Source organism: Propionibacterium freudenreichii subsp. freudenreichii (assembly GCF_000940845.1).
GTDB lineage: Bacteria > Actinomycetota > Actinomycetes > Propionibacteriales > Propionibacteriaceae > Propionibacterium > Propionibacterium freudenreichii.
Window position 1 is genome coordinate 2,269,941 of sequence record NZ_CP010341.1, and the last position, 15,380, is coordinate 2,285,320.

The 15,380-nt window shown below is 68.1% G+C and carries 15 protein-coding genes and 1 riboswitch; of the genes, 9 read left to right on the forward strand and 6 right to left on the reverse strand.

From position 1 onward, the window contains the following. Positions 1–16 precede the first annotated feature (16 nt). The 4 genes from RM25_RS09940 (at position 17) to RM25_RS09950 (ending at position 3,630) form a co-directional block, all read left to right on the forward strand. Positions 17–439: a DUF3841 domain-containing protein gene (locus RM25_RS09940; protein WP_044636406.1), complete on the forward strand. Its 423-nt coding sequence runs from the start codon at positions 17–19 to the stop codon at positions 437–439. Positions 440–544: 105 nt separating this feature from the next. After that, the gene (locus RM25_RS09945; RefSeq protein WP_144406066.1) at positions 545–1,645 is read left to right on the forward strand and encodes a DUF4236 domain-containing protein; all 1,101 of its coding nucleotides are present in this window, start codon (positions 545–547) and stop codon (positions 1,643–1,645) included. 615 nt (positions 1,646–2,260) lie between these two features. After that, entirely contained in the window at positions 2,261–2,515 is a 255-nt protein-coding gene (locus RM25_RS13305; RefSeq protein WP_257009063.1) for an anion permease, read from the forward strand. Beyond that, positions 2,422–3,630 carry a DASS family sodium-coupled anion symporter gene (locus tag RM25_RS09950; RefSeq protein WP_257009027.1) on the forward strand — a complete coding sequence of 403 codons (1,209 nt, stop codon included), beginning with the start codon at positions 2,422–2,424 and terminating at the stop codon, positions 3,628–3,630. Before RM25_RS13305 ends, RM25_RS09950 begins: the two co-directional genes overlap by 94 nt. Before the next feature lie 156 nt (positions 3,631–3,786). Here RM25_RS09950 and ribH read toward each other — a convergent pair whose 3' ends face one another. The 4 genes from ribH to ribD all read right to left on the reverse strand — a co-directional run bounded on the left by ribH (position 3,787) and on the right by ribD (position 7,713). Next, positions 3,787–4,254, reverse strand: coding sequence for a 6,7-dimethyl-8-ribityllumazine synthase (gene ribH / locus RM25_RS09955; RefSeq protein WP_036943453.1), 468 nt, complete (start codon positions 4,252–4,254; stop codon positions 3,787–3,789). Further along, positions 4,251–5,720: a 3,4-dihydroxy-2-butanone-4-phosphate synthase gene (gene ribB / locus RM25_RS12025; RefSeq protein WP_013161981.1), complete on the reverse strand. Its 1,470-nt coding sequence runs from the start codon at positions 5,718–5,720 to the stop codon at positions 4,251–4,253. Before ribB ends, ribH begins: the two co-directional genes overlap by 4 nt. After that, complete coding sequence (locus tag RM25_RS09965) at positions 5,717–6,379, reverse strand: riboflavin synthase (RefSeq protein WP_013161982.1); 663 nt, start codon at positions 6,377–6,379, stop codon at positions 5,717–5,719. Before RM25_RS09965 ends, ribB begins: the two co-directional genes overlap by 4 nt. Before the next feature lie 89 nt (positions 6,380–6,468). Then, the gene (ribD, locus tag RM25_RS09970; protein WP_052809189.1) at positions 6,469–7,713 is read right to left on the reverse strand and encodes a bifunctional diaminohydroxyphosphoribosylaminopyrimidine deaminase/5-amino-6-(5-phosphoribosylamino)uracil reductase RibD; all 1,245 of its coding nucleotides are present in this window, start codon (positions 7,711–7,713) and stop codon (positions 6,469–6,471) included. Positions 7,714–7,830: 117 nt separating this feature from the next. After that, positions 7,831–7,965, reverse strand: a riboswitch (FMN riboswitch). A gap of 148 nt (positions 7,966–8,113) precedes the next feature. On the opposite strand from ribD, the gene RM25_RS09975 reads away from it, so the two are divergent. From RM25_RS09975 to RM25_RS12385, 5 genes are all read left to right on the forward strand, one after another. Beyond that, positions 8,114–8,473 (forward strand): hypothetical protein, encoded by a 360-nt coding sequence (locus RM25_RS09975; protein WP_036943446.1) that lies wholly within the window; start codon positions 8,114–8,116, stop codon positions 8,471–8,473. 57 nt (positions 8,474–8,530) lie between these two features. Then, complete coding sequence (locus RM25_RS12030; protein WP_048734264.1) at positions 8,531–9,013, forward strand: PTS lactose/cellobiose transporter subunit IIA; 483 nt, start codon at positions 8,531–8,533, stop codon at positions 9,011–9,013. 70 nt (positions 9,014–9,083) lie between these two features. Then, entirely contained in the window at positions 9,084–11,039 is a 1,956-nt protein-coding gene (malQ, locus tag RM25_RS09985; protein ID WP_048734267.1) for a 4-alpha-glucanotransferase, read from the forward strand. A 132-nt stretch (positions 11,040–11,171) separates the two neighbouring features. After that, positions 11,172–11,351, forward strand: coding sequence for a type IV toxin-antitoxin system AbiEi family antitoxin domain-containing protein (locus tag RM25_RS09990; RefSeq protein WP_013161987.1), 180 nt, complete (start codon positions 11,172–11,174; stop codon positions 11,349–11,351). A 356-nt stretch (positions 11,352–11,707) separates the two neighbouring features. After that, positions 11,708–12,091, forward strand: a complete 384-nt coding sequence (locus RM25_RS12385) for an endonuclease domain-containing protein (RefSeq protein ID WP_080516153.1) — start codon at positions 11,708–11,710, stop codon at positions 12,089–12,091. 207 nt (positions 12,092–12,298) lie between these two features. Here RM25_RS12385 and pntB read toward each other — a convergent pair whose 3' ends face one another. Beyond that, entirely contained in the window at positions 12,299–13,711 is a 1,413-nt protein-coding gene (pntB, locus tag RM25_RS10000) for a Re/Si-specific NAD(P)(+) transhydrogenase subunit beta (protein WP_013161989.1), read from the reverse strand. Positions 13,712–13,717: 6 nt separating this feature from the next. Further along, entirely contained in the window at positions 13,718–15,271 is a 1,554-nt protein-coding gene (locus tag RM25_RS10005) for a Re/Si-specific NAD(P)(+) transhydrogenase subunit alpha (RefSeq protein WP_013161990.1), read from the reverse strand. Between the last annotated feature and the right edge of the window lie 109 nt (positions 15,272–15,380).

The window sequence follows — 15,380 nt, forward strand, 5'->3', positions numbered from 1 at the left end:
GATCACCCTGTGGTCGATGCAGCATCGCAGCGTGTGGCAGATACTGAAATCGGGCAAGGTCTACCGGCCACGCGAGGAACACTGTTGGCCCGCCGTGGAGGAGGGACCCACCGCCGCCCCCCAAGACCTGCGTGCGCAATTTGCCCGCGCCTATGACTGGATGGCCGAACGGATCGACCACCGCGATCCCCGTCCCGACCCCTCGCTGCGTTGGCCGGTGTGGGCCTACTGGTCGCTGGGCCCGTCCGGGATGGGCAAGCCCGACCTGCGGAGCCTGCGGCAGCTCGAACCCGGCGTCATGCTCGAATTGCGCGTGGACGCAGCGCGGGTCCTCCTGTCCGACATGGACGGCTGGCATGGTCCCTTGAACGACTCGTTCTGGGGGCCCGGGGAGCCACCCTTCGACGAGGACCGCCCGACCAGTTCCCTGAGCCATTGATCGCACGGTGCTCCCTTTGTACGAGCACCCGGCCGACAGGTCGGGCGGCCAGGCTCTCCCCGAGGGGGATATCCCCAAGGCGTTGCCCGATGAGAAGATGCCGCCATGGGCTTTTCAATGAGGATGAGCAAGGGCGTGCGGGTGCGGGCCTCCAGTCGCGGCCTTCGGGTCAGCGTTGGCCCACGGGCTGCGCGCGTCCATTTCGGCACGGGCCGCGCCGGCATCTCGACCGGCGCCGGACCATTGACGGTCTACGCGCCGCTCGGCGGCGGCGGGCGCGGCACCTCGACCTCGTCGGCATCGCGCCAGCTGCGGGGAGCCACGAATGGCCTGCAGGGGTCATCGAAGGCTGAGCAGATCCGCGCGCTTGCCGAAGCGATCCAGAAGATCCTGTCCCTGCACCGCGAAGACTTCACCGTGGCCACCCACCCGCAGATTCCCCGGCCCGCCGTCCCGTCAGCCGACACCTTGGCGCAGAAGTACGAGACACAGGTCGTCTCGCAGTTCAACATCCTGCAACGACGCCAGCGACGCGAGGCCCGGGCGCAGATTCCCCAGCTGGTCGAGACGGAGCGCCAGCAGCTCATCGCGCAAGCCGAGGCGGACCGCCAGGAACTGCAGCAGGCGTGGGACAGCTTCTGGACCGGATTGGTGGCCAATGATCCCGCGACGGTGATGGCCGCCCTGGGGGCAGCGTTCGAGGACAATGAGGCAGCTGCGGCCGCCGTGGGCGTCCACGGGGACGAGTTGTCCCTGACGGTCGAAGTGCCCGGCATCGACGTCGTGCCGACCCGCATGCCCGGCACGACCGCCGCAGGGAACCCGTCGTTGAAGAAGGCCACCAAGACCGAGCTCAATGACCTCTACCTGTTGATGGTCAGCGGCTATGTGTTGGTGACCGTCAAGGAGGCCCTCGCCACGGCCCCGGCGATCGGGAGCGTGCACATCGTCGCGTTCCGCCAGACGCGGCCCGACGCCTACGGGCATGTGTCCGCCGAGGCGGTGCTGGCCGCGTCGTTCACGCGTGGCTCGCTGACCGGCATCCAGTGGCAGACCGCCAACGCGATCCAGATCCTCAACGATGCGTCCACGGAACTGGTGTGCATCCAGCAGGGCGCCGCCCGTGAACTGAAGCCGATTGACCCCGGAGCCAATCCCGAGATTGCCGAGTTGCTTGCTGCGGTCGACGTCGAGACGAACTCGTAGGCCGCTGCGGGGTCCTGCGCATCGGGTGGCCCCGGAGAGATCGCCCTGCCCGGGTGCCAGGACCCACTGAATGGTCAACTGTGCGGCAATGACGCCGCACAACTGTCCACTTAGTCGATGTTTCGCGCCTGGACGACGACCTCGGCGGGATCCACGTCCGGGCCGCATCCGCGCTGCACCCGGGCCCCGGATCAGGCTCCCGAGGCCCTGATCGTCCACTAAATGGTCAACTGTGCGGCAATGACGCCGCACAACTGCCCACTGAGTCGATGTTTCACGCCTGGACGACGACCTCGGCGGTGCCCCGCCCCCAGCCGCACCGAGCCACCAGCCACCCCACCCCGCAAGGCCCATCACGCCGGTAGGGAAATCGTTCACCACCCACGGCATTTCGCGGAAATTCTCCAATGGTTGGCGGTAACGTGTGTGTCGTAGTCGCGTTAACCCACACATCCTCTGCCCAAGGAGGACCCGACGATGACCACCCACGACAACAACTCAACAGCGTCCACAATTCCGGAAAAGCCAACGAAGACGCCGCCCCTTGCGCCGGTGCGCGTCAAGATATTCTTTGATTGGAAACGCGCACTCATCCCGGTGATTATCGGTCTGGGAATGCTCCTCATCCCCACTCCGGGCGGCCTCGAGCCGCGCGCCTGGCACATGCTGGCCCTGTTCGTGGCCACGATCGTCGCCATCATCGCCAAGGTGATGCCGATGGGCGCGGTCTGCCTGGTGGCGCGACCATCTCGGGGCTGTTCGGGCTCACCCCGGTGGTGCCCGGCAAGGGCGACGTCGGCATGCTCTCCGGCTTCGCCAACTCCACCATCTGGCTCATCGGCATCGCCATGCTGCTCTCCCGGGCCGTGATCAAGACCGGTCTGGGACGACGCGTCGCGCTGTTCTTCATCTCCGTGTTCGGCAAGAAGATGATCGGCGTCGCCTACGGATTCGCGCTCGCCGACCTCGTGTTGGGGCCCGGAATCCCCTCGGCATCTGCCCGCGGCGGCGGCATCATGTACCCCATCATGCAGTCGGTGGCGACCGCCTACGGGTCCGAACCCGGGCCGACGGCCCGCAAGGCAGGATCGTTCCTGGCCATCGCCATCTCGCAGATCGACACCATCGTCTGCGCCATGTTCCTCACCGCCATGGCCGGCAACCCGATCATGGCCTCGCTGGCCGGCGACCTGGGCGTGCACATGAGTTGGACGTCGTGGTTCGTCGGCGCGATCGTGCCGGGCCTGGTGGCACTCATCGCACTTCCCTATTTCCTCTACAAGATCTATCCGCCGGAAATCAAGGACTCCCCCGAAATCGCGGCCTTCGCCCGCGGTGATCTCAAGGACATGGGCCCGATGTCACGCGCCGAAAAGGTGCTGACGGCCGATTTCGTATTGCTCCTGCTGCTGTGGATCGTCGGCGATATGGCATTCGGAATCAATGCCACCGTGTCGGCATTCATCGGCCTGGCGATTTTGATGGTCACCTCCATCATGACCTGGGAGGACATCATCAAGGAGAAGGCCGCCTGGAACACCATCTTCTGGTTCGCCGTGCTGGTGATGATGGCCGGCGCGCTCAACACCTACGGCGTCGTGGGGTGGATCGCCAAGGGCATCGCCCGCGGCGTGGGCGGCATCGGCTGGCACATGGGCCTGGTAGTGCTGATCCTCGTGTTCTTCTACACCCGCTATTTCTTCGCCTCGGCGGTCGCCCACATCTCCGCGATGTACGCGGCCTTCCTGGCCACGGCGCTTGCCCTCGGGGCGCCGCCCATGCTCGCGGCCATGTCGCTGGCCTATACGGCCCTGCTCAGCATGGGGCTCACCCAGTACTCCGGCGGCCCCGGCCCGGCCCTGTTCGGCTCGGGCTACAACTCCACCGGACGCTGGTGGGGCGTCAGCTTCCTGTGCTCCATCCCCTCGCTGCTCATCTGGTTCGTGGTCGGCGGCGCATGGTTCAAGGTGATCGGCTGGTGGTGACCGGCCCCCGGTGACCGACCCCGCCGGCGGACGAACATCGCCACAGTGGGCAGTTGTGCGGCGTCATTCCCGCACAACTGCCCACCCAGTGCCGCTAATGGCTCCGACCGGGAAAGTCCGGTCGCTCACCCGTCATGTCCCGCGAGGCCGCAGCCCTCACAACTCGCGCAGCGCCAACACCGTCGCGATCGCGGCCTCAGCGGCCTGGGCACCCTTGTCCTCGGTGGATCCGGGCAGTCCGGCACGCGCCAGCGCCTGGGCCTCGTCGTCGCAGGTGAGCACGCCGAAGCCCACCGGCACGCGCGTCTGCAGGGCCACCTCGGTGAGCCCCGACGTCGCCGCCTGGCACACATAGTCGAAGTGTGGCGTGCCCCCGCGAATCACCACGCCGAGCGCCACCACGGCGTCGGCGCCTGCCGAGGCCGCCTTCATCGCGGCCACCGGCAACTCGAACGAACCGGGCACCCGCACCACCTGCGGGTCCGCCACCCCCGCCGCCGCCAACGCCCGCAACGCGCCGCCCAGCAGGCCCTCCATCACCGTGGTGTGCCAGCTGGCCGCCACCACGACGATGCGCATGCCACTTCCATCCACCGACAACGCCGGTGCGCCAACCCCACTCATGAGGCCCTCCTTTCTGAGACCGGGCTCCCGCCCGCATGCCTCTCTGAGACCGGGCCTTGGCCCGCATGCCTTCCCAAGACCGGGCCATCGCCCGCGTCCACCACACCCAGCATCGACTCCACGTCCATCAGGTGGCCCATCTTGGCCACCTTCGTGCGCAGGTAGTCGATGTTCTGCGCCGTGACGCCCACCACCAGCGGCACCACCTGATCGACGCCGATCCCCTGGCCGGCAAGCGCCTGCACCTTGTCGGGATTGTTCGTGAGCAGGCGCACCTGCCGCACGCCCAGGTCGCGCAGGATCGCCGCCGCGGCACCGTATTCGCGCAGGTCGGGATCCCAACCACGCGCCACATTCGCCTCCACCGTGTCGGCGCCGCCCTCCTGCAGGGCATAGGCGGCGATCTTCTCCGCCAGCCCGATGCCGCGCCCCTCATGGCCGCCCAGGTAGACCAGCACGCCGCCCTGCGCCGCGATGAGTTCCAGCGCACGATCAAGCTGTGCCCCGCAGTCGCACTTGCGCGACCCGAAGACGTCGCCGGTCACGCACTCGGAATGCACCCGCACCAGCGGCGCCCCCTGCTGTGGCACGGTCTGTTGCAACGCGCCCTGCACCGGCTGCTGGGACGCGCCCTGTGCCGTCTGCTGTGGCGCCCTCTGCTGCGACGTTCCCCGCGCCGGCCCATCCAGCGCCTCGGCGACGGCGCCCGCGCTCAGCGCCAGGTGTTCGGCACCGGTGCGCAGGTCGCGATAGGCCACCACGGTGAAGTCACCATGGCGCGTGGGCAGGTGCGCCTGCGCCACCCGCGTCACCCGATCGGGGTTCCACTCCCCCACCGCACGCGGCGACGAGAACGGCGCAGCGCCCCGGGCGTCCAACTCGGCAATCAGCGCCTCGATGGTCACCAGCACCAGGCCCTGTTCAGCGGCGAACGGCTCGGCATCGGCCATCCGCATCATCGAACCGTCGTCGTGCACCAGCTCCGAGATCACGCCCACCGGCGCCAATCCGGCCAGCGCGCACAACTCCACCGATGCCTCGGTGTGCCCGCCGCGCTCGCGCACCCCGCCGGCCACCGCACGCAGCGGCAACATGTGCCCCGGACGCACCAGGTCGGCCGGCGTCGCGGCCGGATCGGCCAGCACGTTCGCGGTGCGTGACCGGTCATGACCCGAAATCCCCGTGGTCACACCGGACGCAGCGTCCACGCTCAACGTGTACGCAGTGTGCAGTGTGTCCTGGGAGCGCGGCACCATCAGCGGAAGCCCCAGGTGATCGGCACGCTCACCGGTCATCGGCGCACACAGATATCCGGACGTGTGGCGCACCATCCACCCCACCGTCGCGGGCGTCGCCAGCTCGGCCGACAACACCGCGTCCACCTCGTTCTCGCGGCTCTGCGAGTCGGCCACCAGCACCGGCCGGCCGGCACGCAACTGCTCCAGCGCCTCAGCGATCGTGTTCATGCCTGCACCCCTGCTTCCTGCAACGCGCCCGCGGCGACCCCGTCGGCCACCGAACCCACCAGGCCGGCCGCCTGCAACTGGCGCTCCACATAGCGCGCCACCGGATCGACCTCGATATTCACCACATCGCCCACCTCAAGCCCGCCCAGGGTGGTCATCCGCAGGGTCTCGGGGATCAGCGCGACCCCCAGCGACGCCGGCCCCACGTGGGTGACGGTCAGCGAGACCCCGTCGAGCGCCACCGCCCCCTTCTCGGCGATGAGCGGACCCAGCGCATCGGGCACCCCGAACTCCAGCTCCACCCAGCCGTCGGCGTCGGTGCGCTCGAGCAGCGTCGCCAGGCCGTCGACATGCCCCTGCACCTGGTGGCCGTCCAGACGCGCGTCGGCACGCATTGCCCGCTCAAGGTTCACCTGCGAGCCCTGCGACAACCGCCCCAGGGACGTGCGACGCAGCGTCTCGGGCATCAGGTCGACCACGAAGCTGTCGTCGCCGGGCAGGTCGACCACGGTGAGGCAGGTGCCGTTGACCGCGATCGAGCAGCCGGGCGTGGCGTCGCTGACGGCCAGTGGCCCGCGGATCGCGAGCCGGGCACCGCCTCCCTCGGCGGGTGCGCTGGTGTCGATGGTGCCGATCTCTTCGATGATTCCGGTGAACATGGTGATCCTGTCTGTGTGAGCGAAACTGTTGGTGGTTGAAAACGGGATGGGTCGAGAACTTGCGGTTGACAAGGGCTTATGACGCCGACTCAGCCCGGTGGACGCGGACGGGCGACCACCAGCAGGTCGTCCCCCAGCCGGTGCACGTCAACGATGTGGAAGCGCAGCGCCGAGGTGATGGTGCTGATGCCCAGACCCGATACCGCCTGGGCGCCGGCACCCAGCAGGGCCGGGGCGATGTAGGCGTGCAGTTCGTCGGCCAGGCCGGCGGCCAGGAATGCCGACGCGATGGTGGGTCCGCCCTCGATGAGCACCTCGCGGACGCCGCGCGAGGACAATTCGCGCAACACCTCGGCGGGGTCATGGGTGCGCAATGCCAGCAGGGCACCGCCGGGACCGCGCACCGCAGCGTCGTCGGGAACCGGGCGGGTACCCATCACCACGCGCAGGGGTTGGTGGTCGGCCAGCGAGCCATCGGGCAGCCGGGCGGTGAGTGCCGGATCGTCGGCCAGCAGCGTGCCGGTGCCCACCACGATCGCGCCCACCCGGGCGCGCGTCCCGTGGGCGTGGTCGCGGGCGGCGGGGCCGGTGATCCAGCGGCTGGTGCCGTCGGCAGCGGCGACCCGGCCGTCGAGGGTGGCTGCCATCTTCACGAGCACCTGCGGACGCGCCCCCACCTCGCCGGGCAGCGGCGCCACCTGGCGGGCCAGCCAGTCGCCGAGGGCCTCGCGGCCGGACGCCTCCGCCACGCCGCCGATCACCTCGACGCCGCGTTCGCGCAACACCTGGGTGCCGCCCGCTGCCACCGGGTTGGGGTCGGGCACCGAGAAGACCACCCGGGTGATCCCGGCGTCGGCCAGGGCCACGGCGCAGGGGCCGGTGCGTCCCCAGTGGGCGCACGGCTCCAGCGAGACCACGGCGGTGGCGCCGCGCACATCGCTCCCCGCTGCTCGCGCGGCCGCCAGTGCGGCGGCCTCCGCATGGGCGGTGCCGGCGCCGCGATGCCAGCCCTCGGCGATCACCCCGCCATCGGGGGCCAGCAGGACGCAACCGACGCGCGGATTCGGGTCGTCGGCCGGCCCGCGGGCCGACAGTTCGAAGGCCCGACGCAGCGCCGCCAGTTCGCGGGGCAGTACCCGGCTGTCGGGCAGCGCCCGTTCGGTGGAGAGGGCCCATTCGGTGGAGAGTTCGCCGTCGTCGGGCAGGCCGGGGCCCGACGCCGCGACGCGATCAGGTCCTGCACCAAAAGGGGACGATGCCGGGGTGAACGGCGACTGTGCGCTACGGCGCACGCCGGCGCGTCCACTGCCATTGCCGGGACGATGAGCGCCCATGAAGCCCTCCCAAGGACAGGCCTCGGGGCTTGTTGTGCAACCACCCAGGAAGGGGCGCACCCAACGCCGGATGCGCCTGCAGCCCACCAATGGACCGCCCGACGCCTCGCGGCGTCACGTGAACTTCTCCCATCCGGACTTTCACCGTCGGTCCTGGAGTTTCACCAGATCAACCGTCGCCCTGCTTGCGCAGCGTGACGGGTCGTGGACTATCACCACCGGTTCGGAATTACACCGACCCCGAAGCACGTGTTTGCTTATTGCCCCAGACGTTAGCACCCCGCCCGGACGCCGGCGCAAGCAACCGTCCGACGATCCCCACATGGGCTCGCGCGCGGGAGGTCGTCGATGGCCCAGTCCTGCCTGCGGGCCGCTGCGTCGACGGCGATAGCGTTGCCGCATGGCGCTCTTCGGGATCGGCAGGAAACACCACGGCCAACGGCACTATGCGGCCAGGCCTGCCGACACCTTCGCCGCCGTCCTCGCGGCCACCGCACGCGACGACAGTGGCTTCACGCAGAAGGACCACGACGCCGCGCACCATGTGGTGGAGCTCACCTCGAAGGGCAGCCGACTCACCTACGGCGACCGGTTCACCGTCAGCTTCGCCCCCGCCACGGGCGGCACCCTGGTGAAGGTGGAGGGCGCAGGTGCCACCGAATTCGCCGCCACCAGCTCCGCCCGCATGCAGAAGGAGTTCGACCGCCTGTTCAGCGAGGTCTACGCCGAGCTGCGCCGCGACAAGAAGTTCATCGGCTGAGCGTCGCGCCACCGCTCGCCGGGTACCGACGCACGGCCCCCGACTAGGCTGAATGCCATGGGCGACAACACAGAAGACCGGTCCGTCGACGCGTCGGCAAGCCCGACGAACGCATCCGCGTCGACGCCCGATGCGGGCAACTACCGCGACCTGCCAGATGACCTCCCGCCGGCTGATCTGGTGGCGCTCAACGATCCCTCCGGCACGCCCTCGACGCTCGCCTTCCGCATGATCGCCCTGGCCGGCGAAGCACGCAGCCTGGCCATGCGCGCCATCGCCGCGGCCGAGAGCGGCGGCTTCGTCGACGCCGAATCGCTCATCGAGCAGGCCCATGGCAGCTATGACCGCGCCCACCAAGTGCAGAAGGCCCTCACCGAGGCGCACCGACGCGACATTCAGCCCGCCGTCGACCTGCTCTTGGTGCACGCCCACGACCACCTGGTGATGGCGCAGATGGCGCTGGACAACGCCGAGATCATCACCCGCCTGTACCGCCGCATCACCGCCCTGGAAGCCGAGCCGCGCCTGACGCGCGAGTGAGCCGGATCGCCGGGCAGCTGAGCCGATCACGGCGCGATCGTCGTCGAGCATTTCCGCATACGCTGGAAGGGTGTCCACGCACAGGAAGCCCGGCACCCCGGCGTCCCCGGATGGCGCCCGGGGCCAACAGCCCGACCATCCCCGTTTCATCCGGCCGGCCCCCGACGACCCTGTCCAACGCGCCGCGCTCCTGCGCCGACTGATGCCGCTGGGCGTCAACGGCACCTACATCGACGCCGCCGGCCGGGAGATCCGCGTGCCCACCGCCACCCTCGAACTGGTCAGTGCCGCCTTCGAGGACTCACTGCCCCGCGGCATCGGTCCGGCGCTGGTGTGCACGCCGGGGCGCTACCACCCCGAGCTGTTCGGCACGCTCGTGCCCGAGGACGGCGGCCCGGTGCAGGCCCACGGCATCGTCGACGCGCCGGGCTATCACGTGCTGTACACCGTGAGGGGCGTCCGACGGCTGGTCATCGCCACCCCCGAGCACTTGCGTGAACCGCAACGCTCATGGGGCTGGCAGGTGCAGCTCTATGCCGCCCGCTCCCGCGATTCATGGGGCATCGGCGACTTCCGCGACCTCGGCCAGATCTGTCGCATCGCCGCCCAGCAGGGCGCCCAGTGCGTGCAGGTGTCGCCGGTGCATGCCATCGCGCCGGTCTCCCATCCCAAGGACTCGCCCTATTCGCCGGCGAGCCGCCATTTCCTCAACCTGCTGCACATCGCACCCGGCTTCGCGCCGGGGGCGGAGCGGGTGAACCTGTCCGACCTGTCGGCACGGGGGCGCGCCCTCAACGATGAGCGGCTGATCGACCGCACCGCCGTGTGGGCCCTCAAGCGGGAGGCGCTGGAACGCATCTGGCAGGCGGTGCGCGACGAGCCCAACATCGAGTTCCGTGAGTTCCGCCGCCACCGCGGACGGGCACTCACCCGGTTCGCCACCTGGTCGGCCATCGCCGAGGACCTCGACAGCCCCGACTGGCCCGACTGGCCCACCGAACTGCACAACCCCGAGGGCGTCGACGTGGCCCGCTACGCCCACGAACATGCCGACCGCGTGAATTTCTTCAGCTGGTGCCAGTGGGTGGCCGACTGGCAATACGGACGCGCCTGCACCGAGGGCGTCGATGTGATTGCTGACCTGGCAGTGGGCTTCGATCGCGGCAGTGAGGATGCCTGGGCCTTCCATGGCCAGCTGTGCTTCGACTTCGAGATCGGTGCCCCACCCGACGAGCACAATCAGGACGGCCAGCGCTGGGGACTTCCTCCGTTCAGCCCGCAGATGGAGGAACGCACCGACTTCGCCGCCTTCCGTGACATGGTGGCCCGCGGCCTGGCCCACACCCACGCGCTGCGCATCGACCACGTGATGCAGCTGTGGCGGCTGTTCTGGATTCCCCGCGACGCCGACCCCGCCGATGGTGCCTATGTGCACTATCCGGTGCATGCGCTGCTCGCGATCCTGCGCCTGGAGGCGATGCGCACCAACGCCTGGATCGTCGGTGAGGACATGGGTACGGTGGCTCCCGGAATGCGCGAGACGATGCACGGCATCGGCATGCTGTCGAACTGTTCGGCGGTGCGCACGCCCATCGCGGACTTCCCCGAGTTGGCGCTGGGGACGTCGTCCACGCACGACCAGGTGACGATCGCCGGGCTGCTCACCGGCGCCGATGCCGCCGAACTGCGACGCATCGGCAAGCGTTCCGACTGGGCGCAGATCGAGCGCAGCCGCCGCAAGCTGGCCGAGATGGCCCATATTGACCCCGCCAAGCCGGCGCACCGCATCAGCAACGCCGACATCCATGCCGCCGTGGTGGCGCGCTACCGGTTGCTGGCCCAGTCGCCCAGCCGCGTGGTGCTTGCCAGCCTCGACGACGCCGCCGCGGTGCGCGAGCGTCCCAATGTGCCCGGCACCATTGACGAATACCCCAACTGGCGTCTTGCGCTGCCCGAACCCATCGACACCCTGTTGAACGCCCCCCTCGCCCGCGATGTGGTAGCGGTGATGCGCGAGACGCGATGAGGGTTGGGGATAGGCCACTAAGTGGATGGTCTTGGCGATTAGACGCATCCAAACCATCCACTTAGTGGTCTGAATCATCCACAGGTCCACCGCCCTCCGACAATCCGAACGATCCGCAACCACACTGGGGGCATGAAGAAGCGCATCGAACCCGGCACCGACCTGCTCGTGCTTGCTGCCCGTCAGGGCGGTTGCCTCACGTGGACCCAGTGCGCAGCTCACGGGCTCACTCGGTCCGCCATCAATCGCCTGTTGGCAGCCTCTTGGACGCGCACGGCGAGCGGCATCTACTGCATCCACCCACCGGATTAGCATGGACGGGGCTGCTCGCGGTTGGGCCCGGGGCAGTTGTCGGCTCCCACGCAGCGGCTTTCCTGGACGGGTTGATCGCGCAGACACCCCAAGACGTCGTCATATGGTCCCCTGTCCGGAGCTTTCGTAAAGCACCCCATTCTGTGACGTTCCGCCGAGGGAACCGCCGTGGGCACGGATCCCCACCGCGGACCTGGCCTGAGGAGAGCGCACTTGATGCGGCCAAGGACTGCGACGCAGATGGGTACGTCGCACTCATTGCCGCTGCGCTCAGCTCCGGACGGGTCAATTCGACGCAGCTACTGGACGCGGCCCGGGCGCGTTCGCGGCAAAGGCACCGTCAGCTGATCCTCGACATGTGCATGACATTGCCGGGCGTCGAAAGCGCGCTTGAAAGCCGCTACGTCCGCAACGTCGTCAGGGATCACGGGCTGCCCGAAGGCGAGCGTCAGGTGTGGTTGGGACGCACGCGGGTCGATTGCCTGATTCCCGAATACGGCCTCATCATCGAACTCGATGGCCGCGCCCACCATGAGCACCGACGCTTCCGTGACATGGGCCGCGATAATGCCAACCTCGTCGACCGCGGGCTCGTGACCCTGCGCTACGGCTGGCACGACGTGGCAACACGCCCTTGCAGCGTCGCCCGGCAGTTGGCATCGATCCTGCACCGAAGGGGGTGGGACGGCAGCCCCCGCCCCTGTAAGCGTTGTCGCCAGCCCGGGCCCCAGCTCCACTAAGTGGATGGTTACGGTCATTAGACGCATCAAAGCCATCCACTTAGTGACACTTCGACCCCCCGCACGCTAAAGGGCCCGACCCCCACCCCGGGGATCGGACCCTTTTGGCATTCTCAGTGATGGTGCCGCGAACGGCCCATCGTCATTGCAAGTGCTGCTTCAACCCAGCCGCGCGCGGCAGCTCAAGGCCGCACGACGGCCGGGCACCTACTTGGCGTCGGCCGTGGCAGGTAGCGCGGCATTGATCGCGTCGACCGAGGCCTTCGCGTCGCCGAACAGCATCGAGGTGTTGTCCTTGAAGAACAGCGGGTTCTGCACGCCGGCATAGCCAGCGCTCATGCTGCGCTTGAACACCACAACCTGCTTGGCCTCCCACACGTGCAGCACGGGCATGCCCGAGATGGGCGAGCCGGGCTCCATGGCAGCGGGGTTCACGGTGTCATTGGCACCGATCACGAGCACCACGTCGGTGTCCTTGAAGTCGTCGTTGATCTCGTCCATTTCCATGACGATGTCGTAGGGCACATGGGCCTCTGCGAGCAGCACGTTCATGTGGCCGGGCAGGCGGCCGGCAACCGGGTGGATGCCGAAGCGCACCTCGGTGCCATTGGCCTGCAGCTTCTTGACGAGCTCGGCGACGGGGTACTGCGCCTGGGCGACGGCCATGCCGTAACCGGGGGTGATGATGACGCTCTCGGCGTCCTTCAGCATCTCGGCCACCTGCGCGGCGTCAACCTCATGGATGTCGCCCTGCGGGCCGGCGTCGGCGGTCGCGGTCTCCTGACCGAAGCCACCGAGGATCACCGACACGAAGTTGCGGTTCATGGCCTTGCACATGATGTACGACAGGATGGCGCCGGAAGCACCAACCAGGGCACCCGTGACGATCAGCACCTCGAGGCCGAGGCTGAAGCCGCTGAACGCGGCAGCCCAACCGGAGTAGCTGTTCAGCATCGAGATGACCACCGGCATGTCGGCACCACCGATGGCGGCCACCAGGTGGAAGCCGAGGGCCAGCGAGAGCACCGTCAGCAGGATGAGCGGCAGCCAGCCGCCGCCGTTCGCGAACCAGACGCCGAAGGCGATGATGGCGATGAGGCCACCCAGGTTGAGCCAGTTACGGCCCGGCAGGGTGAGCGGCGCCGACTTCATCTTGCCCGACAGCTTGCCCCAGGCGACGATCGATCCGGTGAAGGTGACAGCGCCGATGAACACGCCGATCCACATCTCATACATGTGGAAGGCGTCCGCATCGGGATGCTCGATGTAGGTGTTGATGCCGATCAGCACGGCGGCCAGGCCGACGAAGCTGTGCAGCTGGGCGACCAGCTCGGGCATGCCGGTCATTTCGACCTTGGCAGCCTTCCACAGGCCGATGGCGGCACCGATGATCATGGCGACCACCAGCAGCACCCAGGCGATTGCCTTGGTGTCGCCGTTGATCATGGAGACGACGGCAGCGATCAGCGCCAGGGCCATGCCCAGGATGCCGAACGCATTACCGCGCTTGGACGACTCGTGCTTGGACAACCCGGCCAGGGCCAGGATGAAGAGGATGCCCGAGACGATGAACGTCGAATTGATGAAGTTGTTGATGTAATCAGTTTCGAGGAGCACCATCGCCGATCAGTCCTTCCTGAACATGTTGAGCATGCGGCGGGTGACTGAGAATCCACCGAAGATGTTGATCGATGCGATGAGCACACCGAGGGCGGCGATGATCATGATCGCCGGATTGTCCTTCGGCAGCTGCAGCATGGCGCCCACGATGATGATGCCCGAGATGGCGTTGGTCACACTCATCAGTGGCGTGTGCAGGGCATGCGAGACGTTCCAGACCACGTAGTAGCCCACGACGCCGGCCAGTGCGAACACGCTGAACAGCGTGACGAACGAGGTCGGTGCGATCGTCAGCAGCGCGATGAGCACCACTGCGGTGGCCCCCACGATGCCGAACAGGAAGTACCAGGGCTTCGGGGGCTTGGGCTTGGCGGGTTCGGCTGCCGGCTTGGCGGCGGCCGCGGGCGCCGGGGTCGGGGCTGCGGAGACCTGGATCGGCGGCGGCGGGAAGGTGATCTCGCCGTCCTTCGTCACGGTCATGTTGCGCAGCACTTCGTCGTCGAAGTCGTCGACGAACTTGCCATCCTTGTCGGGGGTGGCCAGCCGGACGAGGTTCACCAGGTTGGTGCCGTACAGCTGCGATGCCTGGGTGGGCAGGCGGCTGGGCATGTCGGTGTAACCGATGATGGTCACGCCGTTGTCGGTGGTGTACTTCTCGCCGGGCTTGGTGAGCTCACAGTTGCCGCCGCCCAGCGCTGCCAGGTCGACGATCACGGAGCCGGACTTCATCGACTTCACCATGTCGGCGGTGATGAGCTTGGGGCTCGGCTTGCCGGGGATGGCCGCGGTGGTGATGATGACGTCGACCTTCTTGGCCTGCTCGGCGTACAGGTCAGCGGCGCGCTTGTTGTAGTCGTCGCTGGTCTCCTTGGCGTAGCCGTCGGAGCTGACGCCCTGCTCGGCCTCCTCGGGAGCCTTCACGTTGAGGAAGGTGGCGCCCATCGACTCCACCTGCTCGGCGGTCTCGGGACGCACGTCGGTGGCGAACACCTCGGCGCCCATCGAGTTGGCGGCGCCCAGCGCCGCCAACCCGGCGACGCCGGTGCCGATCACGAAGACCTTTGCCGGTGCCACCTTGCCTGCCGCGGTCACCTGGCCACCGAAGGTGCGTCCATAGGCGTAGGCCGCCTCGACCACAGCGCGGTAACCGGAGATGTTCGCAGTGGAGCTCAGTGCGTCCATCGACTGGGCACGGCTGATGCGGGGCACCATGTCCATGCTCATGCCGGTGACGCCGGCCTTCTGCAGGGCCTCGATGAGGCCGGGATTCTCTCGCGGATGGAGGAATGTGGCGAGCGTGGCGCCGCGGTGCATGGCACCCAGCTCCTCGACGCTCGGTTCGTTTACTGCCAGAACAATGTCACTGTCCCAGACGGTTTTCGAGTCGCCGAGCGATGCGCCCGCGGCCTCGTACTCCTCGTCCGGCAGTGAAGCCTGCTGGCCAGCACCGTGTTCAACCACCACCTCGTAACCCAGCTTGATCAGCTGGGGAACGGTCTTGGGGGTGGCAGCTACACGGCGTTCGCCGGGCAGGGACTCCCGTGGAATGCCAATTCTCATAGGGCTGAGGTTACCTGTCCCGGCGCGCGGACTTCACATCGAGGGTCCTCATGGTCGGGAGGATTCCCACAAAGCCATCGCCATGGCACGCGCACAGGCGTGTCACAGG

Bases quoted from the DNA above. Each gene is read 5' to 3' on its own strand.
- RM25_RS09940 (WP_044636406.1), top strand. From the start codon at position 17: ATGCAGCATCGCAGCGTGTGGCAGATACTGAAATCGGGCAAGGTCTAC.
- RM25_RS09945 (WP_144406066.1), top strand. From the start codon at position 545: ATGGGCTTTTCAATGAGGATGAGCAAGGGCGTGCGGGTGCGGGCCTCC.
- RM25_RS13305 (WP_257009063.1), top strand. From the start codon at position 2,261: ATGCTCCTCATCCCCACTCCGGGCGGCCTCGAGCCGCGCGCCTGGCAC.
- ribH (WP_036943453.1), bottom strand. From the start codon at position 4,254: ATGAGTGGGGTTGGCGCACCGGCGTTGTCGGTGGATGGAAGTGGCATG.
- ribB (WP_013161981.1), bottom strand. From the start codon at position 5,720: ATGAACACGATCGCTGAGGCGCTGGAGCAGTTGCGTGCCGGCCGGCCG.
- RM25_RS09965 (WP_013161982.1), bottom strand. From the start codon at position 6,379: ATGTTCACCGGAATCATCGAAGAGATCGGCACCATCGACACCAGCGCA.
- ribD (WP_052809189.1), bottom strand. From the start codon at position 7,713: ATGGGCGCTCATCGTCCCGGCAATGGCAGTGGACGCGCCGGCGTGCGC.
- RM25_RS09975 (WP_036943446.1), top strand. From the start codon at position 8,114: ATGGCGCTCTTCGGGATCGGCAGGAAACACCACGGCCAACGGCACTAT.
- RM25_RS12030 (WP_048734264.1), top strand. From the start codon at position 8,531: ATGGGCGACAACACAGAAGACCGGTCCGTCGACGCGTCGGCAAGCCCG.
- RM25_RS09990 (WP_013161987.1), top strand. From the start codon at position 11,172: ATGAAGAAGCGCATCGAACCCGGCACCGACCTGCTCGTGCTTGCTGCC.
- RM25_RS12385 (WP_080516153.1), top strand. From the start codon at position 11,708: ATGTGCATGACATTGCCGGGCGTCGAAAGCGCGCTTGAAAGCCGCTAC.
- pntB (WP_013161989.1), bottom strand. From the start codon at position 13,711: ATGGTGCTCCTCGAAACTGATTACATCAACAACTTCATCAATTCGACG.
- RM25_RS10005 (WP_013161990.1), bottom strand. From the start codon at position 15,271: ATGAGAATTGGCATTCCACGGGAGTCCCTGCCCGGCGAACGCCGTGTA.